Raw genomic sequence first — 25,749 nt, forward strand, 5'->3', positions numbered from 1 at the left:
GGGGGCGGAGAGCCTGAAGGCTCTTAGGTTGGCCTGACGGCCACCCCCCCCACGGGCCTGACGGCCCGTAAGGTGGCGCGTCATCATGCCTGGCGGCATGACTGTTAGTTGGTGTCAGGGTGGGCCCTGCCGGGCCCACGTGCATGGCTCCGTTAGAGCGGTTCCAGCCTGACGGCCCTAAAGCTGATGAGACGTCATGCCTGGCGGCATGACTGTTAGTTGGTAGTTGTGCTGATACCCGTCCCTGACGGGCCGGGGTTGAAGAGCATTGCTCATTGAATCTCGCTCGGGGGTGGTGATGTCCTAGTGGTTAGTTAGGCAGTTATTTGAGTTGGCCCTCCCCTGGCGGAGAGGGGTTAGTTGTGACGGTGCCTCATGGTTCGTAAGTCACCTGGAACCCGCGCTGAGTGACGGCTTGAGAGTTGTACCGGGTGGTGGCATGGCTGTGTGGCCTATCGGTCAGACGGGCTTTGGGTTGTTGGCCTGCCTGGCGGCAGGAGGCGAGTAGGCGGTTTCGTCGGAGGGTTTGACGACTGTGAGCTTGCCCTTCCCGGAGTCACTGCTTGGAATGGCTTCTCGGGTCGACTGAGATTCTGGCCCCTGGCTGAGCAACCGGCCGGTTCTGTACGCGGGATCCCGTTCTTCTGAGGCATCCCGAGCTGACTGTGGCGAGGGGGGAGCGGGTGCGATCGTCTGGTGTCGGCCTGGCGTGCCCTACGGAAGGTACTCAGCCTGCAGCAGAACGATGGGATCCGGTCAACTATGACCGGCCACGGTGAGACTCTATGGGACACAGGCGGACACCCATGGACAGTGATGAACGACGAGGGCCGCCGACTCGCCTGGCTTGACCTGGCCGGGTTACCTCTGGCTGTCGTTTCGAACCGGTGCCGATGCGCCACACTCCCTCGTATGCCGAGCTTTCAGCACAGGAAGGCCGTCGGCGACGCCCACGAGTTGCGCGTCGCCCAAGAACTCAACCGGCGCGGGTGGAGCGTCAACGCGTGGGGCCAAGGCATGTGGACCGACACCGTTCGATCCGCTCTTCGGGGAACCAGCAGCGCGTTGCGTTGGACACCCGACCTGATTGTGGCCCAAGGCAAGCAGATCGCACTGATTGACTGCAAGAGCCGGATGACCAGCCGCACTACCAATCGTCATGTCGTGGAACGCGCCGCAGTCACAGCCCACCTCCAGCTGGTGGCGTGGACTCAGCTCCCGGTCTACTACGTCTTCGACAATCTCGACGTGCTCACGCCCCATGACGTGTTGGTGGCCGGCCATGGTGGCCCGCACTCACGTGCTGGATCGGGCTCTCCCTACTATCTAGTCGCCATGGCACGCTCCGTTGCTTTCGACGACGCCTTCGGGTCCCTGCATCCCGGTACTGGACTACACGCCGCTGCCTGAGAAGACGGTCGTCGGTTTCGACCTGGCCTGCCTGGAAGTGCTTACGGGGTTCTCGTGGCATCGGACACGGATCGCGGCAACGGGCAGAAGGGCAGAAGGGTCCGTCAGCTCTTGGTATCACCGTCTGTGGGGTCGTGAGCAGGGGGCCTGATGCCAACGGCCTGCAGGGCCTGTCGGCGGCCGGGGGTGAGACTGCGCCAACGACGTCGGACGTTGCTAAGCCATTGGCCCAGTCTCATCGGCTCTGCATCCACGTCTTCGACATGGCGCTGCGGTACGTCGAGGTGCCCCTCACGTGCGCCGAACGCCTGCGCCGCGGCAAGTCCACGACGGAAGGCTCGATCGCGGGCTGAGAGCCCGTCGAGAGCCGGCTGCCGTCCTGGCAGGCTACCTCCGGTCAGACCCAGGCGGGTGAGAAGCTGCTGCTGTTCGGGGGCTCCTGGGGGTCGGTTGCGTTGGGTATAGAGCCACTCCCCCAGACGCAAGCCGTCGTCGGTGGAGTAGTCCCGGGGCAGTTCGGTCAGTGAATGGCCGGCTTCGCTGTGTCGGCGGGCAGCGTGGTAGGCACGCTGCCAGGTCAGTGGCCAGGGCGGGTTCCAGTGCGGATCCAGGTCTAGCAGTGCCTGCGTGCGGGCGGGGGTGAGCTGGTCAGCGCGTTTGCGCTGGGTAGCGAGCCAACGACCGAGGGCAAAGCCGTCATGGTGCTGGTCGACGGGCACGGCCAGGTGTCCGTAGGTTGCGGCGTAGGCGGCCGCGTGGGCGAGTCCACGGTCGAAGGCCTGCTGACGGGGGTTCCAAACGATGTTCAAACGTTCCAGGGCTGCGGTGCGAGCGGAATCCAGGGCGCCTGTGATGTGCAGGTGGCGCTGCCAGGCCAGCCACCGTCCCAGCGGGTAGCTGGTGTCGTCCTCGTAGGCCTGGGGGACGTCAAGGTGGCCGTGCTTGCGGTGGTAGCGGCGGGCAGCAGCCAGGCCGCGGCGCCATTCGGCGCTCTTAGGGTTCAGGACCCGCAAGGTCAGGGCGAGAGCGACTTCCTCTTCCTGGGTGGGTCGGTCGAAGCGGAGCCAGGCGCCGGGGTCGTGACTGGGGATGGTCGGGCGCTGGGTGCGGGGGTCGGCAAGGCGGGCGGTGAGGCGTTCGTCATGGGCACGCAGGGCCTGAATGGTGCGCCACAGGGGGGTGTAGGCGTCTGCGCCGAGGAGGTCGTCGGGATCTTCGTCGGGGGTGAGGTAGACGGGGACGATCAGGGTTGCTTTCTTGCCGGCGCCGGGTGGTTGGCGCAGGGCGCGGCCGACGGCCTGGACGGTGTCGATGGGGCTGTTCTTGGGGTCGGCGAAGACGACGGCGTCGATGGAGGGGACGTCGATGCCTTCGCCCAGGACTCGGGCGTTGGCAAGGACTGCTGGGGTGTGCGGGGCAGTGTGCTGAGCGAATTCGAGCAGGAGGCGGCGTCGGATGCGGGGTGGGTGGGTGCCGCTGATCCAGTTGGCCCATAGGCCGTCGGGCTGCAGGTCGGTGGGGAGGGCTGCGGCGGTGTTGGGGAGGGTGGTGGCGAAGGCTCGGGCATCGGCGACGCGGTGGTGGAAGGTGAGCACGCGGCGCAGTTTGTGGTCGTGGATGGCTCTGAGGACGGCGACCTGGCGGCCGGCCAGACGCAGGCCGTCGACGCCAGCGCCGGGTCCGGTGGCGAGCCAGTCGCGCAGGTCTGTGTTGTCGACGACGGGGACGAGGATCTGGTAGTCGGCGAGCAGGCCGAGGTCGATGGCGTCGGAGAGGGTCAGGCGCCAGGCGACGGGGCCGAAGAGAGTTTCATCGTCCATGGAGGCGACGGGGTCGTCGGCGCGGTCGCTGTCGGGGTCCCAGATGCGGGGCGTGGCGGTGAGGTAGAGGCGGCGGGCGGCGGGGACCTGATCGTCGTGGTGGATGGCGGCCCAGGCTTTGCCGAGGCGGCCGGCGGTGCGGTGGGCTTCGTCGACGACGATCAGGTCCCAGGCGGGTAGGCGGTGGGTGTGGTGGGCGGCGAGCAGGGTGGGCAGGGAGGCATAGGTGGCGTAGACGGTGACTGGTCCGTCCTCGGCCGGGGTGAGGGCTGTGAGGTCAGCCGGATTGGTGGTCATCGGGATGTCGCCGGCCGAGGGGTGCTCGACTGCCTGGCGGGCCGAGCAGACCGCCACGGCGCGGCCTTTGCGGCCGGCCGCATGCCAGGAGCGCACCGTCTGGGACAGCAGGTCCAGAGTGGGGACGAGGACCAGGACGCGGCCGCGGGCAGCCAGTCGGTAGGCGGTGCGGGCGGCGATGAGCGTTTTCCCGGTGCCGCAGGCGGCCACCACGCTGGCCCGCGGGTGCGTGCGCAGTGTTTTGGTGGCTGCGGTGACGGCCTCCTTCTGGTGCGGCCGGAGCTCGAGGTCTGCGGTCGGCATGCTCTCCTGCTGGGGGACGTAGGCTATGGGCGTGTCTGTTGGGGATTTTCCCTTCCCTATCTTCCTCGGTGACCTGGGCGCCGCAGGCAAGTCTGGGCTTGTAGGTATTCGAGCTCGTGTGAACAGGTGAACGAAGGGTCCGGCCAGGCGGTCCTTGCCGCGGGAGAAGACCTCGGCGCGGCAAGGGTGAACCCGGGGGTCACAGGTCAGTGTCGACTACGGGGCGCAGCGTGGACCCGTTGCGTTGCTTGATCACTCGGAGTTGGCTGGGGATTCGGCGGCCGAGTTCGGCGACGTGGCTGACGATCCCGACTGTCCGGTCTCCGGCGCGCAGTTGGTCGAGTACATCCATCACGTCCTGCAGGTTTTGCTCGTCGAGGGTGCCGAAGCCTTCGTCGATGAACAGGGTCCCCAGGGGACGGCCACTGGCTTCTTGGGTGACGACGTCGGCCAGGCCGAGGGCCAGGGCGAGGGAGGTGGTGAAGGTTTCGCCGCCGGACAGGGTGGAGGTCTCGCGTTCGACTCCCGTCCAGGTGTCCAGGACTCTGAGACTCAGTCCGGCCTTGAGGCGTCCGCGTCGGCCAGCGTCCTTTTCGTCGCTGTGGACGAGGAGATAGCGATCGGAGGTCATGGCTTGTAGGCGAGCGTTGGCCGCTTCTGCGATCTCCTCCAGGCGGGCGGCGAGGACGTAGGCCTCCAGTTCCATGCTGAGCGTGTTGGCCCCGTCGGTGGCCGATGCGATGCGGGCCAGGCGGTCGGCCAGGGTGTAGCGGGCCTGTAGGGGTTCGAGGTCGGTCAGGCGGGCGGCGAGGTTGTCGACGAGCCCGGTCAAGTTGGTGACGCGGTCGTGGGCTTGCTGCGACGCGCCGGCGGTGGTCTTTACCCGTGTCTCGGCTTCTTTGAGTGTGGCGGTGGCGGCCTTCGGGTCCGCGGGGGGCTGGAGGCTGGCCTCGATCAGGACGGGTGTCTTTAGGGTGCTGGTGACTACCGTGTCGTCCTTGTCCCACTGCTCGAGTTCTTCCCGCCACTGCTGCAGGAGGGCTGCGGGTTGCAGTGCGGCGGCGGCTTCCTCGCGGGTGGGAAAGCCGGCTTCGTGGGCCACGTGATCTGCGGCGGTGCATGCGTCGCCGTGGCGTTCGGCGGCAGCGACGGTTGCCTGTGCGGCGTCGATGGCGCCCGACAGGTGTTCCGCAGCACGGGTGAGCTCGATAATGCGGGCGCCGAGGGTCACGGCGCTGCCGCGGGCGGCGTCCACGGCGAGGGCTATGGTGCGCTGCTGCTGCGCCAGAGCCTTGTGGCGGGTGTGGCATTCGGTCAGCCGGTCTTTGGCCTCTTGGCGTAGCTGGGTGCGGGTGTCGCACTCCCTGCGGAGCCGGGCCAGTTCCTGTTGAGCAGCATTCAGCATTCCGGCCTGGTCGCAGGCGGCCCGGTGGGCTGTGTGAGCAGCCAGAAGCTGCGACTCGAGCTCTGCGACCGGGGTGGTTCCGGCGGCTCCGAGGGCTTGGGCGTGCTGTTCGGCGAGTTCACTGCGCGTACGTGCGGCTTGGCCGTGCGCAGCATCGGCTTGTTCGTAGGCGGTTCGGGAGGTCTGCTCGTCCTCGCGCGTGGGCTGGTCATCCTGTAGCTGTGCCGGGGTCGGGTGGACCGGGGAACCGCACACCGAGCAGGGTGTGCCTTCGGCAAGTTCGGCAGCTAGTTCGCCAGCCATGCCGTCCAGGCGACGCTCGCGTAGGTCGAGCCAGGACTGCTTGGCAGCTAGCGCTGCCTTCTGGCGTGTGGTCTCAGTCTCTTCGGCCTTGGTGAGATGGGTGGCCAGCGTGTCACGGCTGCGTGCGGCCTGGAGTTTCGTGTCCAGGGTTTGGGCGTCCCGTTCGAGTTGGGGGATGAGATCCGCTGCCTTGCCCAGGGTCTCTACGAGGGCGGTGTGTTCGGCCTCCGTTGCCGGCCATGTCTCTAGCCACCGCATGGCCTCGTCGTGGTCGGCTTGCGCCTGCTCCTCCTTCTCACTCAGTTCGGCCAGCTGGGCGCTCAGCTGTGCATGGCGTTCCTCGTCCGGGAGCAGCGCTTCGACGCGGCCCCGCTGGCTGTGGTGCTCGTCGTGGGCAAGCTGCAGCCGTGCTATCTCGGCGTGGTTGTGAGCGGCATCCAGCAGTTTGCGGGCGAATTCCTCGGTCGTTTGGAATTCCTGGAGTGCGAGCGCGGTGCGCTCCACGCCATCCAGCAAGGAGCGCAGCGGTTCGGCGCGTCGGCCCCGGTCAAGCTGTTCACGCAGTCGCGCATGGTCAGTGGCCTGCTGGTCCAGTGCGGAGCGCTGGGCGAGGGCTTGTTTGTACTGGTGTTGGTGGGCGGCGAGTTCGGTGGCTGCCTGGCGGTCTCGTTTGGCCGCCTGGTGGGCCTTGTCACTGTTCTCTTCCTCCGCCTGGGCGTTGGCGTGGGCGTCGCGGGCGCGGGTGAGCAGGCTTTGGCCCCATGTAAGAGCGTCGGCGGGGCCCCGAGCGTCGGGACGGACCGGCTGGCCCTCGGCGACGTCGTCCTGCAGGGACGGGCCGGCCGCCTGGTCGATGCGTTCACTGAGGTGCTGTACGGCGGTGGTGACCTTGTCCAGGTCGTCTTTGGCGTCCTTGCTGCGCTTGACGAGCCAGGTCTGCAGCTCTTGGAAGCGTCCGGTGTCGAAGAGCCTTCGCAGTAGGGAGGCGCGGTCCTTGGCGTCTGCCCGCAGGAATTTCGCGAAGTCGCCCTGGGGCAGGAGGACGACCTGGCAGAACTGGTCTTTGGACAGTCCCAGTGCCCCCTCGATCTCCCTGTCGGCGTCCCGGTGGTTGGCACAGACCGGTTCCCAGTCACCGGGGGTGTGTGAGCTTCCGATCTGCTCATGGAGTTGCACGGTGGCTTCGGCGGTGGCGACGCCGCTTTTAGCGCGGGAGCTGGGGTAGCGCTGTTTGGGGGTTCGTGTGACCTTCAAGCGGCGGCCGGCGACGCTGAACTCCAGAATGACCCGGGTCCGTGTGTGGGAAGGCGCGTGGTCGCTGCGCAGGCGGTGGGTGGGCCGGATTCCGGGCACGTTGCCGTAGAGGGCGAAGCAGACCGCGTCCAGGACGCTGGTCTTGCCCGCGCCGGTGTCTCCGCGCAGCAGGAACAGGCCCCCGCCGGTCAGGTCGTCGAAGTTGATGTCCTCGGTGTGCGCGAACGGTCCGAAGGCCTGGATGGTCAAGCGGTGGAGATACATCAGTTGGCCTCTCGCGCGGCGGCTTCGGTGCGGACGCGTTCCAGGCCCTTGTGCAGGAGGTCCTGCTCCGAGGGGGTGGCCGGGATGCCGGTGACGTGGTGGAGGAAACCCAGGGTGATCTCGTGGTCGGAGCGGCCGTGTACGCGGGTCCGGTAGGACTCGCCGTCGATGTGGCGCTCCTGGGAGAAGCTGAGCTTCAGGGTGTGCGGGAAGCGTTGGCGCAGGCGTTCCATGGCCATGTGCGGCCGGTCCGGGTCGGTCAGTGTGATGTGCAGCCAGCACTCCTCGTACGGGGTGTATTCCGTGCTGGTGAGTAGGGCCTGCAGAGCCCCGGTCAGCTCGTGCAGGGCACGGGGCACCGGGCAGGGGAGCTTGCGTGCTGTGAGGGCGGCGTCGGCGGCCAGGTCGATCAGCCACATAGCCTTGGGGTACTTGGCCTCAGAAAAGGAGTACGCCAGCGGGGATCCGCTGTAGCGGATGCGGTCGCTGATCTGCTGGCAGCGGTGCAGGTGTCCCAGCGCCACATAGTCCACCCCGGAGAAGACCGAGGCGGCGACGGAAGGTACGCCTCCTGCGGTGATATCGCGCTCGCTTTCGCTGGTGTCCGCCCCGGTGACGAATGCGTGGGCGAGGATCACCGAGCGGGTGCCTGCGGGTTGTCCGGCAAGGTCAGCGCGGACTCGGTCCATGGCCGCAGTGAGCACGGCCTGATGGCTGGGCCGCTCCGCGTCCAGGTGGGCGTGCACCAGCCCGGGCTCCAGATAGGGCAGGCCGTAGAAGGCCACCGGTCCGTGCTCGTCGTGCAGGATGGCTGGGCGGGCGCAGTCATCTACACCGGTGCGCAGGTGGATTCCAGCGTGCTCGATCAGCCGGGCATTGACGCCCAGTCGGCGTGGCGAGTCATGGTTTCCGCTGATCATGACGAGCGGGACACGCAGGTCTGCGAGTTCTTCGAGGACCCATTTGAACAGGTCTATCGCGTCCAGCGGAGGGATGGCACGGTCGAAGACGTCGCCCGCGACGACCACGGCCTCGGCCTGTTCGCGCCGCACTGTTTCCAGCAGGTGCTCCAGGAAGGTGCGCTGCTCGTCCAGCAGTGGCACTCGGTGCAGCGGACGGCCCAGGTGCCAGTCCGAAGTGTGCAGGAACCTCATGCGCACAGACCGTATTCACTCGTGGAGGGGGTGCGGGCGGCTTTCCCGATAAACGTGGCGGCTTGTGGGGCTATGCAGGTGGATGAGGAAACGTTTCCCCTCATTGCCCGATTGGCCTGATGGCCAGCGGGCGCGCCGGGTGATTGTCAGTGGCAGGAGGGAAGATGAGCAGTGGGGGAAGGGAGTAGGCCATGTCCTTACCGCGTTCTGCTCGGTCCGATTGTGTGCCGGCGCCCAGCGGCTGTCGGTGGTGCGGGATCGAGGCACGTGGGCATGCTCGGCAGTGGGTTGCGGACGTGGGCTGGCATGCCTATACGACGCCCACAGCCCAGCAACGCAAGGAACGCATGCTCAAGCGGCGTAAGGACCGCACGCATCCTAGTCAGTGAGCCAGCTCCTGCAGCTGAGTGAAAGCCTCACGCAGCTGCTGCGGAACATCCTGGTCCGTCGTGAGAGTAGTGACCAAGGCGTAGACCATGGCGGGCTTGCCACTGGGGCTGTCATCAGCCGCCTGTTCCTTGATCATACGCAGGGTGTTGCCACTGAACTTGCCACCTGCGCGGTGAGCGGTGAAGTCTTCTGCGGTCCACGTCTGCGGGGTAGGGCGGGGCCAGTGGGCGTTGGCGGCGGCGGCCCACTGTTCGTCGGTGAAGAGTTCCTCCAGTTCGTTGAAGCCCTCGGCTTCTCCCACGTAGGTGACTTGTGTGTCGAGATCGAGGCCGGCGCGGAGCAGTCTCTCGTCCTTGAGAAGCTTGTTGCTGCGACTGTCGGCGTCGATCATGAGCATGACTGTGCGCTGGTGCTTGACGAGGTAACGAGCCAGATGCAGTGCACCCTCGTTGTTCTCACAGGCCCACAGAGCAATACCGGCCGCCTGCAGGGACAGTCCCTGAGAGAGGCGGAAGAGCAAAGGCACGCTCTGCTGCTCGGTCTCTCCTTCCACTGCAAGGAAGCAGCGCTCGTGCAGCAGGACCGAGTTGCGCAGCCCCAGAGCTGCAGCTATCTGCCCCAGGTGGAAGTCGATGCCGTCGTGCGAGTCGTTGATGAGGCGCTCCACCACGGTGCGTCCATTGTCGTTGAGCTTGAGGTGGACGACGTCGGCGATGTCGACGCCGTCGATAAGGTTCATCGAGTGGGTCGCCACCATGACGCTGACGTGAGGTAACGCGCACTGCTTGCGGATGATGTCCATCACGGTGCGCTGGTGGCGGTAGTCGAGGTGGGTGTCGGGCTCGTCGTAAACGACGATCGTCTGGGTTGGCTCGTCGCCCGTCTCCCCTGCCGCAGCCAGTTCGGTGTTCTCCAGTAGGTCGCTGGTCCACTCCCACACGGCGAGGGCAATCCGTCGGGTGCTGCCCTGTCCTGAGCGTGTCAGGTCGACGGGTTCGCCATCGGCCCGGGAGACGTGCAAGGGGGCTCGCTTGAAGCCTCCTTTGAACGAGACCTCGGGTTTGACGTCCACTCCGACGAATTCGCTGCAGTGCTGGCGGATGTGGCTGCACAGGGAGTCGGCTTCCTTCTCCAGGCGCTGGGTGATCTCGGCTTCGAGTTCCCGTACGTGCCCTTGCAGAGTCTCATCCTCCAGATGCGCCTCGTAGCAGCTACTGAGTGCAGTGCGTACAGCGTCATCGGGGCTCTCGTCCTTGCCTCCGAAGGCCAGGAGCCTGGGTAAGCGGGTTTCCAGACCTTTGGGAAGCGGCAGCCACTCCGCGTTCTGGGGCAGGGTGGCAGCGTAGTCGGCGACCGCGGCGAGCAAGTCCTCCTTCAGTGCACCGGCCGGGGTGAGCCCGAACTCAGAAACGAGAGCGGAAAGAGCTGGCTTGAGCAACCTGTCCAGTCCGTGAAGGCGGCTATCGGCGGGCTGGCTGCCGAAGTACTCCCAACAAGCCGCGTCGCTCGAGCTGGCTCGGCGGCGGATTCTCACCTGATCGGGAAGACCACTGCTGTCCTGTTCGCCGGCGTCGAGGGTGAACCTCCCCTCCACCCAAGTCTCCAAGCAGCGCTGGCCCTTGGCGCCCTCGCCTTGCTCATAGGTCCGATCCTCTTCGGCCAGGCGGTACGTGCCCAGCAAGAACGCCAGCGCGGTCAGCACAGCGCTCTTACCGCCGTCGTTGCGGCCCGCGAGGATCGTGGGACGGCTGATCGGAATGTCCGTCACATGGGTCAGGGAGCGGAAGCCGCACGCGGAAAAACTGTCGAGGTGCACCGTGAGCTGCTCCGTATCTCCCCTGCTCACACCAAGCAGAGGTACGACCTGCGGGTAGCGCGCGCTGCCGAGTCAGCTGGGTCGTCAGCGCAGGCAGTCATACTAGAGGTCATCGGCCAACAGGACCGCACCTACTGGCTGTTGGAAGCCTTCCGAGCAAGTCTGCCGATGTGTCGCTCAAGGTCCGGGGAGGTATGTCGAGCTTGACGCTCGTGCCGTCTCTAGTGCGCCGTGACGATGAGAAAGGTGCTGTTCCGAACCCGGCCTCAACGTGCTCAGCAGCCTGCTTTGCTGAGCTGATGCCGGTTGCGGAGCGAGCGAGAAAGGAAGAAGTCCGGGATGGACGTCACGCTCGTGCTCTCGGAACATCAGTGGCAAACCCTCGTCGCCGCCCGCGATGCCTACGCCTCTGCGGTCAGCGAGTTCTACGACGAAGCCTTCTGGTACGTCGTCCGTTGCGTGCACGCCAGAGGAAGCTTCAGCAAGGCAGACATCGGTGCGCTACTGCTGTGGAAAAGACTGCGTGCCGACACCGTCTGGGCCAGCGACCTGATGGCCCTGCCGGACAGTCATGTTCGCGAGGTGACCGCCGCAGCGGTCAACGCCGTCCGCGATACATCTTTAAGCCGCAGATCAGCTGCAAAGTCCGGGAGGGCGGCCCTCGCAACGCTACCTGGCTTCCGCACCGGTGACGCCCTCGCCTCAGCCCTCCTCACCGCGGCCGCACCGGAACGCATGGCGGTCTACGACCGACGAGCACACGCCGGTCTGCATGCGCTCGGCATCACTCTGGGACACACCCCCGGCCGCTACGGCCGCTATATGGATGCCATAGATCAACTCCTGGCCATCGGCCCACGCCCCATCCACACCTGGACGGCCCGCGACATGGACACCGCCCTCTACTGGCTAACCCGCTTGACAATAACCAGTCCATGAGGCTGCTCTCTCGGCCTGTGCGACGATGGTGCGCTGACGGCCGCCGGCTGAGAGCTGGCGACCTCACCACGGTTGACTGAGGTCAGGGGTGGGAAAGGCCGAGCAGGGCGCGCAGGTGGACTCCACATCCCAGCGCACCACACCAGCACCCAAGGCCTGCGTGCCCCAGCACTCCAGCTGCGCGCGCCAGCCTCGCGAAGCCGCAGCAGGCAGTCCACGGGGTAGAGGTTCTGGTGGGTGAAGCCGCGGTGCAAGGAAGTGATGCGCCGAATGACAGGAGAGTATGGAGCACGACTGACTAGCTGTTCAAACCTGAGCTGCTGCGTGCCCTCAGAGTCGTGGTGTAAATAGATCCGCTGACACTGCGACGGAAGCGACGCCTGTCGGGCCGCCTATGTGCAGCAGCGGACGGGTCGTGCTATGTGAAGCCGCAAGGTTGGTCACGGGCGCGGCGGTCAACAGAGTGTGGACGAGCTGCCCAGTCCACGGATTCCAAAGTCGCACCCCGGTACCCCCGCCTGTGGCAAGCAGTGTATGGCCTGAGTCCAGATGCAGTGGGGTGAGCACCGTGCTGCTGTCGGATTGAGTACCGATGCTGGTCTGTACCGTCAGCGTTTCGGTGTTCCACAGGATTACCTCGTCGTTGGTGGCAATGGCCAGCAAGCCGTGGCGGTTTCGCATGCGGACCACGCTCAGCGCGTGGATACGGGAGCCGCGCGGAAGGTCGAAGTCGTGGATGCACTCTCCCGCCTTGAGATCCCATACAGCGAGGCGGTCACGCGTCGCGGCAGCCACTAGGGGGGAGCGCAGGGGCGAGGGCAGCATCTGCAGACTTGTGATCTCACGTGGAGGGAAGCGGCAGGGCAGCTCCAGTGGCGTCTCCATGGTCAAGCCGTGCACTTGGAGTCCCTGACCGCCTGCAGTGATCACTGCTGGATCCCCACCAGGCAGCCACCCAGTGGCCCATGTCTGGATGGAACTGGTAGACAGCACACCGACTTGTTGGTTCTCGCGCAGGCTCTGGACGATGATCTCCCGGGGAGTGGCCGCAGCGAACATCTCGTCGCTGAACCGTCGCATACGTGGATCCTTCATAGCGCAGATGGTTTGGACACCTGGTATGCGGATGCTTCCGGTCTCCCGGCCGCTGCTGGGGTCGAAGAAGCGCACGCGGCTTCCTGCTGCGACGGCAATCCTCTCCATCAGACCGTAGGAGTCGGCTAGCAGACACATACTGCGAGGTCGCGCTGGGGGGAAGGGCATGTCCTCAGTGCGCGTTCTGCGGACCACACGGCTGGCCTGTTTGGGGACGGTCAGGCGGATGCCCTCGTCGCCGGCTGTGGCTACTGTCCATTCCTGATTGGGCGCTGTGACACCAGCCACTGCGCGCAAGGTGTCGGCCGGGATCTCGGCGAGCGGTTCTGACAGGGAGCGGGTGACGTCCAGTACTGTCAGGGCCCGTTGCCGGACCAAGGCGAGGACTGTATGTCCGTTCGGCCCGTTGACGGATGCGAGATACTGCGCTGCTCCACCTAGGTGCCCTACTTGGTTGCCTGTTGCGGGATCCCAGATGTACAGACCATGTCTGAAGCCGTGTGAGGTGACCAGCACGTCATGGCCTTGAGGCCCCCTGACAGCGGTCATCGTTTGTCCGGTGAAATCACGTTGGAAGCCCAGGTACCCAATGGGACCGGGCTCGTAGGTCACGTCCCACATCAGCACGCCTCCCGGGCGATTACCCGGGAAGGCCAAGAACCGGTTGTTGGCGTGACCTTGGACAAGAACCGCCGAACGCACGTCACCCAGGTCCGTAGGATAAGCAACTTTCGTGACGCGGTCTTCCGTGGGTCTCCACCACAGCATCCGTTGACGGGTCAACACGGCTACGATCCATCGGGAGGAGCCTTCCCGCAGCACTCTAACTGCGAGTGCCCGGCTGCCGGGAGCTGGTAGATGTGCCACGCTCCGGCCTGACAGGGGGTCCCACACGTGTGCGCCGCTCTTGCTGGCCGAGACCAGGAACGTCCGACCGCTGTTGCTCTTGAGCGTTGTGAGGTCACTGACATGTGGCAGCGCGATGTGCACGAGTTGCTGTCCGTCGGCGCAGTCAAACACTTGGATTCCGGAGCGCGTGGCGCAGGCGATGATGGTACGTCCATCGGCGGTGGCGAACGCGCAAAGAGCGGTGACCGTTCCGCCCGGCGGGGCGACCACGTTGCTGCTGGGCTGCCACCGGGTCCACGCTGGATCCAGAGCGGGAGCCGTGTTGATGTGCGGTGCGGTGGAGGTGAACGGCAGTGTTCCTTCGGTGCTGAGTTCTCCGCCTAGAGCATGTCGCTGAAAGATGACACTGCTGAGCCGGGATTCGGCATCTACGGTGTCATCCAGGTAAGGCTCGGTGAGGGCAGCCGCGGTCAGGTTGCGCCGGCTGAGGTCATCGACAGGCAATGGAAGACGCAGCCGGGCACGTAGGGTTCCTGATGTCTCCTTGAGGAGCAGATCGAGGGGCAGGTGCGCGTCATCGAGCACTCCGCCCGCGGCAGCGTGCGCTGTGAGGTGACGCCGCACGTAGGGGTGCGGTGGATAGGGGCGGGCGGACACAACCAGTGCGCCGAGGGCATCGGTGATACTGCGATGGACCTGCCGTGGCTCGCGAATCGCAGCGAATCTCGACTGTGAGGGGGCATCGGCCTCGATGTCAGACGCTGGTAGCAGTGTGGCTGGCTGATTGATCAGTGCTTCGGCCACCCGCTGGTGCACGGGCCGGTAGGTAGCGCGACCGTCTTCCTTGCCGCTAGCCAGATACCCGACCAGGCTGCTGGAACGGACAGTGCGGATGGCCTCCTGAATCTGATCGAAGTTTTGCGGCTCACCTCCTGCAACGGCGCGGGCGACCGCTGGCCAGACTTCGGCCCACGGCAGACCGGCGCCGGGGGCGAAGGCTGTGGCCCGTAGCACTCCGAGCAACAACACATCCGAGATGTTGTGGTCGCGGGCGACGCGTTGGATGTCTTCCCGCAATAGGGAGGTCGTCCCTGACTCCAGTCGGTCAAGCCATGTCCGGTCCGCCAGGTCTTGCACTTCGGCCAGGGTGCGCAATTGCCTGGCCGCCAGGCGGGCATCAAGGAACGATGGCCACACCGCGCGGGCGATAATCTCCGCGGTAGCCTCTGTCTGCTGCGATGCCTGTTCGTAAGGGCTGGACTCCTGGCTGAGAAGAGCAGCGGCGTACTGCGCGATGTCGGAGACTGTATCGGTGTCGTCCGCGCGGAGCAGCTCCCACGGCACGTGCTGGCCAGCTTCCATCTCCAAGGATTCCAGCAGCGCGGCAAGCAGTCGATCGGCACTCGCATCTTTGAGTGGTTCGTCCCGGGGATGCCTGCCCTGACCAGAGCTGCGCACCCCGAGCAGCAGCCGCACCGCAGGTTGCCCTTCCTTATCCCGCAACCGGGCCAGCGGTGCCACCACATCACTGATGCATGCCAGCGGCTCCTGGGCTTCATCCAGCCCGTCGATCACCAAGGTCAGTGCCCGGCCCGCTCTGTCGGCGTACGCCTGCACATGCTTCAGCAGCGCCGGCAGCGGCAGGGCGCTGTCGGAGGTCTCCGGAGTCCCGCACGCCTGCAGAACATCCTGGATCAAAGTCAGGGATGTTTTTGCCCGGGCGAGGATTGCCGCGTCCACCGTTCCCTCAGGCGGACACAGTCCGTCGGGGAGGGATCGGGCCATCTCGGCCATCAAAGGGTCCGACAAGAATAATAGATCACTTAGTGTGACCAATCGGGCGAGCAGGGCTGACTTGCCCGATCCCGCTGCTCCGGTCACCACCAAGACCCCGGTGCCATCCGTGGCGAAATCCACCAGTTGACGCATCAGATCTGCGCGACCGCTGAAGTACCAGCCGGGGTCGCTCTCGTCCACACGACCCGATGCACGCGAAGCCCAGTACTGCTCCAGTACCGTCCGCGGCAACGACACCTCCTGGCGGGAGGCGGCAACCACCGGGCGAGACGGCCGGTAGTGCGGATTGGGCAGACACACGCTGGGCACATCCCGCCGTCGGTCAGGCCACAGCCACTTGGCCTCGATCAGGTTGGGATGCTCGTCAGCGACCTGCCCCAGCAGCTGCTCCCACTCAGCCAAGGAAAGGTGAGGGTTGACGAATCCAACGGCATCATCCGCCAGCTTGCTCAGGCTTCGAGAGATGACCTCGGTGAACTCCCCGACACGGGGTCTCTCGGAGAGATCGCCGCTGACCACTACACCGATGGTTGGGCACTTGCGCCGCCTATCAGCCAAGTCTTGGGCTGCTGCGACAAGTTCGGCGTGCAAGACCCCGGCGAAGCACGAATCAATCAAGACCAGAACATGTTCGGCCTCGGTGTCCAGCACTGCCGCGATCAGTTCCCGCGTCGGGAAGCCCGTACCCAGCAGGCGCTCCGGATCGGTGTGGGTGAAGGTGAGGTAGTGATGGGAGTTCGTCCTGCTCTCCACCCCATGGCCGGTGACGTAGACGACCAGAGCCTCGTCGTACCGCACCGCCTCCAGCTGCTCGTCCAAAAGAAACCTGCGAACATCCTGCACGCTGCGTAAATCAGTCGGCTGAGACAAGGAAAACCGGTGCTCCGGCGCCAGGTTCTCACCCGCCAACCAGCCAGTGATGGTGGCCACTTGGCTGGACATTCCCTTTTGGAAGGCCTCGTCCGCATCCCCGTAGTCGTCCACAGCAATGACGATCAGCCGCCGTGCCACCGTTCCCCCTACAGACCTGAGCTCTGACTCTAGCGACTGACCTTTCAGCCTGCCGGCAGCCCATTACAGACACGGGCGGAACCCGCGACCCTCCACTGGATACGATTCTTCCACGTAGTACCAGGTGTATCGGGGGAACGAATGAACAACCTGCACATCATCGGAGTTCACGGAATCTGGCAGGGAAGGACCAACAGCGAGAAGCTAACTGCGGAATGGCGCGCTGCCCTCACACACGGCCTGACCCGGCACCATGGACATGCCACGCCTGTGCCAGCCCTGACCGTCCCTCACTACGGGAACCTCTTCCGGCAACCCACCCAGCACCTCGGCCCTGCGGACGACCCTGCTGAAGAAGCGGCGATCACCGAACACGAAGAGGTATTCATCCTCGCGACCCTCGCCGAATACGTCCCCGAAGCACCGGAAGAACTCCCCGACCCGCACGGGACACTCGGGTTGGGGCTGCCACCTATGCCCCGCCTCATCAGTCGTGTTCTGGCAGTCATCGACAGCCGCGGCCGAGGCGTCGGTGCCTTCATCCTGCGCGCTGTGCGCCAAGTCTATCGATATCTCCATAACGATACCGTTGCCACACGTATCCGTGCCACGATCCGAGACGACCTCGAGCGCTCACCTGCCCACGTCGTCATCGCCCACTCCCTGGGCAGCGTCGTTGTCTACGACATGTTCCATCGCCGGGAAATGGCCACTTCACGTACCGGCGCGTCCAGCCTCCGGACACTGATCACCTGCGGGTCGCCCCTGGGATGGGCCACCGTTCGCCATGCCCTCGGAGAAGACCATCGCCAGCGCCTCCTGGTACCGGACGGCGTCACGTGGACCAACCTCTATGACCCAAGCGACCTCATCACACAGGGACGGGGGCTCGCCTTGGTGACCGCGGGACAGCTTGCTGACCAGGCCGTTGATAACGGAAGAGAGCCCCACTCCGCCATCCGCTATCTCGACAAGAAGCCACTCGCCGACGCCATCATCCAAGCCTGCACTTCCAAGCTCTAATTCTTCCACAGTGAAGTCGTTTACCGGTTCTGCGTGTCAGGGGAAGCCAGCGCATGACGGAGTGGTTCCGTGGAGTGGATTGGCGCTCCGTTGAGCGGACGAGTCCGCGCGGTCGCCCCGTACGGCTGTGCGCAGTCATACGAGGTGCCGTAACCCGGTCCGGGGACGCGCCCGAATGGAGCCGGTCCCGGCGATCCGAGCGCAGCGGACGCCGCCGGCAGAGCCGTCGCTTCCCACGTCCGAGGTGCTCTGCTGGAGAACGCTTTGTCCGCGTGACTAGGCATAACCCACTCAGCCCGAGAAGGCGAGGCCATCCCGCCACTCACTCGTGTCCATGCGCGCCTGCAGAGCGCGCGTGCCGACAGCCTCTTGCGCAAGCCGACAGCCGGTGGTGAGAAGGGACGCTGCCCGCATCGCCTGGGGCTCAGGGAGCCAGCTGGCGAGCTCAGCGGCTTTGACCACGGAGAGTGACCCTTGACCAGGCTGAGGCACCCCGATGTCGAGCAATAACCGGTACAGGCCTGTCGCCGGACGGACGGGAGGCAGTCCGTTCTCCGCGGCCTTTCGGTGTGCACTGGCCGGGATCCGGAGCCCATCGGCGTCGAGGTCGCCGAAATACGCGATCGCTCGCACCTCCGTCATATCGAGGACTGAGGCGACCGATGCCTCGAATGCCGCCCCTGCGCCCCAGGCCACCCAGCCGACGTCGCCGGGGCCGGCCGTCAGCACGCGAGTGAGGGTGTCGAAGGTGTCGGCGTTCTCCACCACGAGGAGCACGGGGCCGTCTCCGGTCCGGCGGGCCGACAGGGGTGGGTGCGCGCGGAAGGTGCGCAGGAGCTCAAGCGTGAGCCGGCCTGGCGCAAACAGGGAGGTGCCGAGCAGAGTATCGAGGCGCTTCTCGTGTCCGAGGACTTCGAGAGAACGTTCCCTCAAGGGTGAGACGTCGCCGTCGCGGCCGCAGTCACGCAGCCAGTCGTTGATTGAGCGCAGGACACCGATCTGTCCCAGCGTGAGCCGAGCTGAGGCGGCCCAGGCGAGCTCCGGGCGCCATGCGATCGTGTGGGCCAGTGCTGCGGCCGTGGAGGAGGGTTGCGGAGCTGGCAGCGTCACGCGAGTCGGCAGTGCGGGGGCTGCTGATGTGTCCCGGGTACGGGAGAGGTTGATCAGGCCCGTAGCGGCGAGCGCTTCGAGTGCCTCAGCGAGGTCTGTGCGGCGGCTGGGGCGCATTGCGGAGGCGGCGTCGGCGATCGCGAAGGTCTTCCACAGCTCGGCGAGGGTGAGAGTTCTTCGCGGCCATTCTTCCAGCGCTGCGGCGAGCCTCAAAGCTCGTGGGGACAGCATGACGTTGCCTGATGTCGAGGGGTTCATTGCGTCTCCGTGGGCTGGCGGTAGACACGGGTTGCAGTGACCGTGCCTGGTGCTGTGCCGGGGAGGCCGGATTCTTCGTCATCGTATGGAACGGGCAGTTGGGCGCGCACGGTGTCGGCGACTCGGATGTGCTTGAGTCCGGCCCGCAGGTCGGCGTCGTTGCGCATCCGGATCCACAGGGGGAACGCTGCTAGGGCGCGGTCGTCGGACAGTCCAGTGGTGTAGACCAGCTGCACACCCAGGGCCGATGCCACGCCTTGCTGCAGGTCGAGGAGGTATGACGCGCTTGCCTTGCCGATCGGGTTGTCGAGGAACAGTACGCCTGAGTGGCGGTTGCGCATCTGGCCTCGTTCGTTGGCTCGCAGGGCTGCCATGGTGCAGTACAGGATGATCGCGGCGGTGAGTTCTTGTCCTCCGGAGAACACGCTGTTCATCTGCTCGACGGGGACGCGCTCGTCACGCAGGACAGAGTCCGGCTTGAGTACTTCGACGGTGAAGCCTTTGGGGACGGCTACCTCGGCGGAGCGCAGCAGGAGTGTGATGCCGTCGCGCTTTGGGGCACTGCCGCGGGTTCCGATTTGGCGGGTCGCTGTGGCGGCAGCGATGTCGTCGACCAGTTCGCCGATGCGGGCGGCGAGCAGGCTGGGGTCGGGGTCGGTGAAGCGGATGCGGAGGAACTCCTTGTTCTCCCAGTCTCCGAGCCCGGAGGGCAGTCTCGACAGCCGTGATGCGGTGCGCAGGGTTTTGAGCGCCCCGTCCGTGAGCGCGGCGAGTCGCTCGACGATGAGTTTGCGGTGCTTGCTGGCGTTGTCCAGGTCGGTGTTCAGCGTGGCGAGCCGCTGTGCGAGCTGGTCGGCGAATTCTGTGGCGCGGGCGCCAAGATGTTCGCGTCCCAGGCTGATGATGGCCCGTCGGGCAACGTTCGTCATTGTGTCGAAACGAGTTCCGCTGACGAAGTGGACTGCGGCAGCGATGAGGTCGTTGAGCTCATGGTCGGCGGCACTTGCGGCGGCGCGGGCTTCACGCAGGTTGCGTCGCAGCCGGTCGGACTGCTCGCGAGCGGTCTCTACCGACTGTTCGTAGGGCTCGGCAGTGTTGGGGTTCCGTTCCGTGGTGAAGGACGGCTCCGCCAGTGAGCTGGGTGTGTCCTCAAGGGTGGCTTGCATGAGTTGGAGCACTTCTCGGAAGCTACGGGCGGCTTCACTTGCCTGCTGGGTCTGGTGTTGCAGGTCTGTGGCCTGCCGTGTCACGGTCTCCAGGGCCTCTTGCGCGGCACGATGTTCGGCCTGTGCGGTGGCTAGGAGCTGGCGTCCCTGCTCTACGGAGGTCGGGCGGCGTGTCTCGGGGAGAACGATCCACACGTTTCGGTCACGTTCGGCGCCGGGACTAGCGGCCCGCAGCTCACTACGGAGCTGTCCGAAGCGTTCAACCGCTGTGCTGATGGCCGTGGTTAGTCGCTGCTTCTCACGATTTGCCTGGGCGATTGCGGCCTGCCGGCTGGCGCGATCGGCACCGGCTGCTGTGGTGAGCAGTCGTTCGGCTTCGGTAGTCACTTCGGGTGTGAGGCTTTCAACGTCGGTGCGGCGCCGGGCCGCCTCAGCCGTGGCCTGGTCTGCCTGTGACAGCAGGTCCTGGCCGACCTCGAGGCTTCGGTAGACGTCGGCTGCTGCTGCGTAAGCCTGCTGGAGAGCCAGCAGGCTCTCCTTTGGAACGGCCGCAGCCACCTCGCCGCTGGAGGTGACGACTTCGGCTGCTGCGGCCAGGTGGCGCTCGGCTCGGTCGCGGGCGTTCTCTGCCGTCCGCACGGCCGCCTCGGCCTGCTCCAGCTGTTGTTCTCTCTCCGCCGTCGCCTCATCTACGGTGCGCCGAGCTGATTCTCTGGCCTGCTCCAGCTCTCCTGCTCTTCGCTGTGCGCCGGCAGAGCGCTCCGCTCGTGCCGCGAGGCGTTCGAGGGCGCTTGCGGTGTCCGCGACGACCCGCTCCTGTACGCGTAGTTCATTGAGTCGCGTGGAGCAGCCATTCTCGCGCTCTGCCCACGATTCCACTTCTGTAGTTGCTGCTGTTGTCTGTTCCTGGGCTGTGGTGACGGCGGCGTCAGCTGCGAGGGTTTGCTCGGTCAGCTCGGTGAGACGACCGGCTGGGCAGGCGTTGCGCCATGCAGCCAGTTCCGCAGCAACATCCCTGGTGCGGCGTAACGCCGTGGTGAGCGTCTTGATGTCTTGGCCGCGGCGGTTCATGTCCTCTCTCAGCTCCGCTCGGCGGGCCTCGGCCGCTACCTCGTCGAACATCGCCGGATTGGTGTCGAGGACGAAGCGGGTACCGGATAGCTCGGCTGCGGTGAGGAGCTGCATGCCGCTGCCGACGGCGATCGCGGCTGTGGGCAGTAGCTCTGCTGCCTCGATGGCGGTGCGGGCTTGCGAAAGCTGTGCGGCGTCGACGAGCACAACGCCGTCTGCGAGTTCGGGATGTGCCGCGATGAGTAGGGCGCGCTCGTCGGCGGCGGCGTTTTGTGCCAGGTACTGCCAGCCGGTATGGGCAGAAATCCCTGAATCGCGCAGGACCTCGACAGCGGCCTCGGTCTCGGGTCTGGCTGGTAGCAGGCCGCCTTCGCCTAGGGCGGTCAGCAACCGGATGTCGTTGTTCTGTGCGTCGCGCAGGCTGTCCAGGCGTTCCTCACGCATGTCAATGTCATCGGCAAGCTGACGGGCGAGTGCTTCGGCCGATGCGTCGAGGGCCTCGGTGTCGAGGTTGTCCACCGCCAGGGCTGCGAGGACTACTTCGTCCGCGGCGAGCTGGGAAGCCCGGATAGTCAGATGCTGCAACTGCTGTGTCAGCGGCTCCCGCTCGCGCTCTTTGCCCAGCAGTACCTCGGCGGCCTTCCGGACGCGAGCCTGGGCGGCCTTCAGCTCCCTCCCGACCTCGACAGCATCACGTTCTGTCGCGGCGAGCGCCTCCCCCAGCCGGGTTGCGTTCCCTCGCGCTTCCACAGCGGCAGCTGACACGTCAGTGCCGACCGGGAGAAGTCCCTCGGCGACGGCCTGGTCTACTGCGCGGGCAGTCTCTGTGACCTCAGCCAGGGCAGACTTCTGCTCACTGCGGGCCTTCTCTTCAGCGCGCAGCGCGGTGGTCCGCTGCTCGTCTGCCTTTCCAGCGGCCACCTTGTGCTGTTCGGCCTCCTGGTTGTGCAGCTGTGCTCGCGTTCGGTCGTTGGCTGCCTCGTCATGCAGCTTCGCCAGGACTTGGGCTGCCGCCGTGTCGCGTGCGGCCAGGGCGGGCCGTGCGTTCTCTTCGGCGTCGGTGATCTGTTGCGTCACTGCGTGGGCATCAGCGGCTGCTTGATCGCGTGCTTCGACCATCTCGCACGCCGCCCAGCCAGCCAGTTCGAGCTCGGTGGCGGCAAGCCCGTCTCGTGCGGCGTTCTGCTGTTCCTCTGCGACCGTGAGTTCGAGAGCAAGCGTCTGACGACGGATTTCGTTGACGACGTCACGCGTGCGGTCACGGTCGCTCTCGGACTTACTGGCTTCGGCTGCCGCGGATTCATAGTCGGTGTTCAGCCGTCGGGCAGCAGCCTGCTCAGCGGCGTGCCTGGCTCCGACTTGAGCGCTGAATGTCCGAACGTCCTGCTGTGTGCGCTCCAGCGTCGCTCGCGCCTGCGTGGCTTTGGAGTTCGCGGTGCCAACCGGGCGTAGGGCAGCCACGGTGCCGTCGGCGAAGTCGCGCTCCAGCAGCATCGCCGAGCGATCACCGACGGTCGTGGCATAGCTGTCGAAGTTCTCCGCCACGCTGACGGCATCGGCTGGGTCCATGACGACCGTGAGCAGCCAGTCGACGAACTCTTTGCTGCTCTTGAACTTGAATGCGCTGGCCGCTTCCCCTTCATCGGCGTTCATCTGTCGCTGGATGGCGAACAGGTCGGGTTCGATGCGCAGGCTGCGGAGATGCTCGAGCCACTCCCCCTGGTGGGATCCGATCCAGGCCAGCTGGGTGGCGGGGTAGCTGCGGTCAATCTCCTCCAGCGCTTCCTGAAAGCCTCCTAGCCTTAAGCGGCGGCCGTCAGCGGTGAAGGGCAGTGTGGCCACTTCTACGGCGGCGGTGGGGCGCAGCGACCACCATGCCTCGCTGAGCTTGCGGCCGTCGCTAGTGCTCTTGCGCCGCCACTGGTAGGTCTTTCCCGTCACGACCCGCTCACCGGTTTTGACGTGCATCCACTCCAGTACGACATGCCCGGCGTCCTCACCCACGACGAATTTCTCCAGGACGTCGGACGCGCCGCCAAGGGTGTTGCGTTTGCCAGGAAGGATCACGGAGAACAGCAGCTTGAGCAGCACACTCTTGCCGCCGCCGTTTTCCAGTAGGAGCAGGCTGTAGGGGCTGGGGCGGCGCGTCGGTGCGTCGAACAAGGTACCTGTGCCGATGGGCGCTCCCACATCGGCGAAGTTCAAGGTGACGTCGGTGAAGCGGGCTCCGCGCGGGCCAACGCCGAACATGCGCACTCGGTTGAGTTCGTACATAGCCATCCTCCCCTACAGCTTGGCGATGTCGTCGGGCGCCCATTCGACGGCGGCCAGCGTGCCCGTCCCGTCGGTGATTGCGGTGATGCCGAGTGCCAGAAGCTCCTCGAACATGATTGCGCCGGCCTCCCGGACCTGCGCCCGGTAGCGCGGTGTCGTGCGGTAGGTACCGCCCCGTGCGTCACCGGTGCGTACGAGCAGGCCTTGGTCGGCGAGGAAGGCGAGTGCTTTGCTGACGATGCCTGTGGTGGAGCTGGCGAGTTTGCGTCCGTCGCCGGTCGCTCCGGTCCGGGCGCGGCGCATATAGACCCGCCACACCGTTTCCAGTCCCGGTCGGTCGGTGGAGGGGTCGGTGTCCTCTCCTTCGGCCGTCGCGTTCTCGGCGAGCGCCGTTGCAGCCTGCCGTACGAAGGCCTCGACTCCCTCTACGGTGATCCGGCCGAGGTAGCTTTCGTCGGCCAGATCGGCCGGCCGGGGGAAGGCAAGTGTGGCAGCGCCCAGGTGAGCCAGGGCGTGGAGCACCCGCTCGTGCGCTTTCCCCTCCCCGCCGGTTCGGCGCGCGTAGTCGGACATCCGGATGGCGAACACGCTCTCTTCGGTAGAGGCGACGACCATTCCTGTGCGCTCGGTGACCTCGAGGATGACCATGTCCAGTCCCCGGGCAACGGCGGCAGTGACAGTGGCGAACTCGTCGTCGCTACGGAAGCGCCGCACGAGCCGCCGGTATTCCTCGTCGCGGGAAGGAACGAGTTTGGGCCGCAATCCGAACCCGACCAGGCGGGAGGCTTCGGCTGCGGTATCTGAGGCGCTCATGCGGCTCCCCTCTCACGCGTAGCAGGGATGAGGCCTGCGGGGAGGGCACCCGCTCCTGCACCTTCGCTGTCGGAGTCACCGACGTCGGCGGGGTAGGAAAGCCCGGCCCGGGCAACGATGAGGTCGGCGCCAGCGAATTCAGGGGCACTCAGCGGAGTACCGTCATCAACGGCGATGAGGACCGAGGCCGCACCGTGTCGGATGGCGGGGCCTATCTCTTGCGCCGCGAGTGCGAGAACCCGCACCACCACGAGCAACGGCAGCTCAGGGTGCAGTTCGCGAGCTTCCTCCAGCAGACCGGACAGGCGCCGCGGGGCCTCCACGTCCAGGTCCAGAAGCCATTCCAAGTGCTCGTAGCACTCATCCGGGAAAGCCGGCAGCTCTGCCTCGTCGGACAGATCCGGTTCCTCGATCTCACTCCCCACCACTTCTCGGACCACCGGTGGGGTCACCAGCAAGGTGAACAGGTCAACCAGTCGCAGTGCCGGGCGCACGCTCAGGCCGGCCACCCGCGTGAAGTACGTAGCAAGCACCCCCTCGGCGTCGCAGACGGGCAAGGCCAGTGCGGGCTGCAGTAGTTGAGCGTGCAGGTCGAGGTCGGCTCGTGTCGGCTGCGGTGCGAACGTCTGCCGATCCTGCTCGGCCCGAAAGCGCCGTCCCGCGTTCTGCAGCGCTGCCTGACAGTTGCTCGTGGCGCCGCAGGCAATCACGGACGATCCCGACGAGCGTCGCGGCCTGCTGCTTGCGGACCGGCGTATCGGCAGTGTCCCGCGCTTCTGTGATGTTCACTAAGATGGCGTTCTCTGCCCGACAACGGGCCTCGATGTGCTCAAGCGCCTCCTCGATGAACATCGGCATGGCGGTCAGCCAGTCCACAGTGCGCACGTCGCGGCTGGTCGCCTCGAGCCGCTGACGCAGCATCTCGCCATACTGGATCGTCCGGTACCGCGCGGCCTGAGCCGCAGCTTGGGCGTCGGACAGCCGACCGCGTCGAATCAGCGTCTCGAGCCGCACATCCGCGGCAATCTGCGCTGACTCAATGTCGACCTCCAGCGCGCCGACCAGGACGTTGACCGCCTCATTCGAAGCACGCAGGTAGATCCCGCCGTCGGCTCCGGGAACCTCCTCGAGAAGTTTGAAGTCGAAATCGCGCCGCTCGTAGCACCCGTCGGTACCCGTCATTCCGTAGACGGCGCGAAAGCCGCGATCGGCCGATCCCACGTTGAGCAGGTTCTCAAGCACCCATCCGGCAGCGTGCTCGTGCTCATCCGCAGAGCGGTCCGGTGCTTGTTCGGCGGCGTACCGGGACAGTTCCTCAACGGTCCGCTCCGGAGAAGCGCCGGCGTCGAAGTCCATCGCGAGGGTCACCAGATCGATCGCGTGCAGGGCGAGCTCGCTCATCTGGTAGGCGGTCAAGTCAGCTGTCTGTACAGATGACTTGCGGGCATCTAGGTCGTGCAGCGGTGCGGTGCACGCCAGCGCTTTGATGCGCTGCGCGAATCCGGTGTCTAAGGGTGCAGGTGCGGCATCCACTCTCCAAACGGTAAGGGGGAGCACTGACAACGGGGGCCACATGGCCGAAGTTGTCAGCGAGGCTGGCCGAGATCAAGGCAGAAAACCCCTGGTCATGGCCCTCGCCTTTCCATGCAGGCGCCACGAGCGTATAGAGGGGCGTGAGGTCGTTCTCTTCCGAGTCCAGCCTCCACTGCGCGTCGCAGCGATCAGGGCTCTCGTCCGCACTGGCAACTTCAGACGACTCTCTCAGGCGCGCTTGGGACCATGCAGGCTCCAGCCCTAGCAGGTCGATGTGGGCCTGCTCCATCGCTTCCTGCCAGCGACCTCGAGGCTCTTCTTCCTTGCGCGCCTGTTTCAGCGCCGTTCGTGTTCGACTTCGCTCGGTGATCGATTTCGCCCAAAATCTGGTGGA

11 protein-coding genes and 1 pseudogene are annotated in these 25,749 nt (G+C 65.8%); 3 read left to right on the plus strand and 9 right to left on the minus strand.

The genetic code is table 11. The features are described from left to right. The first annotated feature begins 912 nt into the window (after positions 1-912). The gene (locus ACZ4NB_RS32980) at positions 913-1,410 is read left to right on the plus strand and encodes a hypothetical protein (RefSeq protein ID WP_467666711.1); all 498 of its coding nucleotides are present in this window, start codon (positions 913-915) and stop codon (positions 1,408-1,410) included. Between the two features lie 104 nt (positions 1,411-1,514). Here the strand turns inward: ACZ4NB_RS32980 and ACZ4NB_RS32985 are convergent, their stop codons facing one another. The 4 genes from ACZ4NB_RS32985 to ACZ4NB_RS33000 form a co-directional block, all read right to left on the minus strand. Further along, the gene (locus ACZ4NB_RS32985) at positions 1,515-3,830 is read right to left on the minus strand and encodes a helicase associated domain-containing protein (protein WP_467666712.1); all 2,316 of its coding nucleotides are present in this window, start codon (positions 3,828-3,830) and stop codon (positions 1,515-1,517) included. 199 nt (positions 3,831-4,029) lie between these two features. Next, positions 4,030-7,041 carry an AAA family ATPase gene (locus ACZ4NB_RS32990; RefSeq protein WP_467666713.1) on the minus strand — a complete coding sequence of 1,004 codons (3,012 nt, stop codon included), beginning with the start codon at positions 7,039-7,041 and terminating at the stop codon, positions 4,030-4,032. A gap of 14 nt (positions 7,042-7,055) precedes the next feature. Further along, the gene (locus tag ACZ4NB_RS32995) at positions 7,056-8,210 is read right to left on the minus strand and encodes an exonuclease SbcCD subunit D (protein ID WP_467666714.1); all 1,155 of its coding nucleotides are present in this window, start codon (positions 8,208-8,210) and stop codon (positions 7,056-7,058) included. Between the two features lie 382 nt (positions 8,211-8,592). Next, the gene (locus ACZ4NB_RS33000; RefSeq protein ID WP_467666715.1) at positions 8,593-10,416 is read right to left on the minus strand and encodes an ATP-dependent nuclease; all 1,824 of its coding nucleotides are present in this window, start codon (positions 10,414-10,416) and stop codon (positions 8,593-8,595) included. 339 nt (positions 10,417-10,755) lie between these two features. On the opposite strand from ACZ4NB_RS33000, the gene ACZ4NB_RS33005 reads away from it, so the two are divergent. Continuing rightward, positions 10,756-11,355, plus strand: a complete 600-nt coding sequence (locus tag ACZ4NB_RS33005; protein ID WP_467666716.1) for a hypothetical protein — start codon at positions 10,756-10,758, stop codon at positions 11,353-11,355. 330 nt (positions 11,356-11,685) lie between these two features. On the opposite strand, the gene ACZ4NB_RS33010 is transcribed toward ACZ4NB_RS33005, so the two are convergent. Continuing rightward, the gene (locus tag ACZ4NB_RS33010) at positions 11,686-16,107 is read right to left on the minus strand and encodes an AAA family ATPase (protein WP_467666717.1); all 4,422 of its coding nucleotides are present in this window, start codon (positions 16,105-16,107) and stop codon (positions 11,686-11,688) included. 141 nt (positions 16,108-16,248) lie between these two features. Here ACZ4NB_RS33010 and ACZ4NB_RS33015 point away from each other — a divergent pair, with 141 nt between their 5' ends. Continuing rightward, positions 16,249-17,130 carry a hypothetical protein gene (locus tag ACZ4NB_RS33015; protein WP_467666718.1) on the plus strand — a complete coding sequence of 294 codons (882 nt, stop codon included), beginning with the start codon at positions 16,249-16,251 and terminating at the stop codon, positions 17,128-17,130. Between the two features lie 291 nt (positions 17,131-17,421). Here ACZ4NB_RS33015 and ACZ4NB_RS33020 read toward each other — a convergent pair whose 3' ends face one another. The 4 genes and pseudogenes from ACZ4NB_RS33020 to ACZ4NB_RS33035 form a co-directional block, all read right to left on the minus strand. Next, positions 17,422-18,498: a Wadjet anti-phage system protein JetD domain-containing protein gene (locus tag ACZ4NB_RS33020; RefSeq protein ID WP_467666719.1), complete on the minus strand. Its 1,077-nt coding sequence runs from the start codon at positions 18,496-18,498 to the stop codon at positions 17,422-17,424. Continuing rightward, positions 18,495-23,009, minus strand: coding sequence for a coiled-coil domain-containing protein (locus tag ACZ4NB_RS33025; protein WP_467666720.1), 4,515 nt, complete (start codon positions 23,007-23,009; stop codon positions 18,495-18,497). Before ACZ4NB_RS33025 ends, ACZ4NB_RS33020 begins: the two co-directional genes overlap by 4 nt. A gap of 12 nt (positions 23,010-23,021) precedes the next feature. After that, the gene (locus ACZ4NB_RS33030) at positions 23,022-23,822 is read right to left on the minus strand and encodes a hypothetical protein (RefSeq protein ID WP_467666721.1); all 801 of its coding nucleotides are present in this window, start codon (positions 23,820-23,822) and stop codon (positions 23,022-23,024) included. Beyond that, a pseudogene (locus ACZ4NB_RS33035) lies at positions 23,819-25,397 on the minus strand (hypothetical protein). Before ACZ4NB_RS33035 ends, ACZ4NB_RS33030 begins: the two are co-directional and overlap by 4 nt. Positions 25,398-25,749: the final 352 nt, after the last annotated feature.

This window comes from Streptomyces sp. NPDC026575, assembly GCF_055567415.1.

Excerpts from the sequence above, each read along its gene's own strand:
- ACZ4NB_RS33005 (WP_467666716.1), top strand. The coding sequence starts at position 10,756 with ATGGACGTCACGCTCGTGCTCTCGGAACATCAGTGGCAAACCCTCGTC.
- ACZ4NB_RS32980 (WP_467666711.1), top strand. The coding sequence starts at position 913 with ATGCCGAGCTTTCAGCACAGGAAGGCCGTCGGCGACGCCCACGAGTTG.
- ACZ4NB_RS33015 (WP_467666718.1), top strand. The coding sequence starts at position 16,249 with ATGAACAACCTGCACATCATCGGAGTTCACGGAATCTGGCAGGGAAGG.
- ACZ4NB_RS32985 (WP_467666712.1), bottom strand. The coding sequence starts at position 3,830 with ATGCCGACCGCAGACCTCGAGCTCCGGCCGCACCAGAAGGAGGCCGTC.
- ACZ4NB_RS33025 (WP_467666720.1), bottom strand. The coding sequence starts at position 23,009 with ATGTACGAACTCAACCGAGTGCGCATGTTCGGCGTTGGCCCGCGCGGA.
- ACZ4NB_RS33030 (WP_467666721.1), bottom strand. The coding sequence starts at position 23,822 with ATGAGCGCCTCAGATACCGCAGCCGAAGCCTCCCGCCTGGTCGGGTTC.
- ACZ4NB_RS33020 (WP_467666719.1), bottom strand. The coding sequence starts at position 18,498 with ATGAACCCCTCGACATCAGGCAACGTCATGCTGTCCCCACGAGCTTTG.
- ACZ4NB_RS32995 (WP_467666714.1), bottom strand. The coding sequence starts at position 8,210 with ATGAGGTTCCTGCACACTTCGGACTGGCACCTGGGCCGTCCGCTGCAC.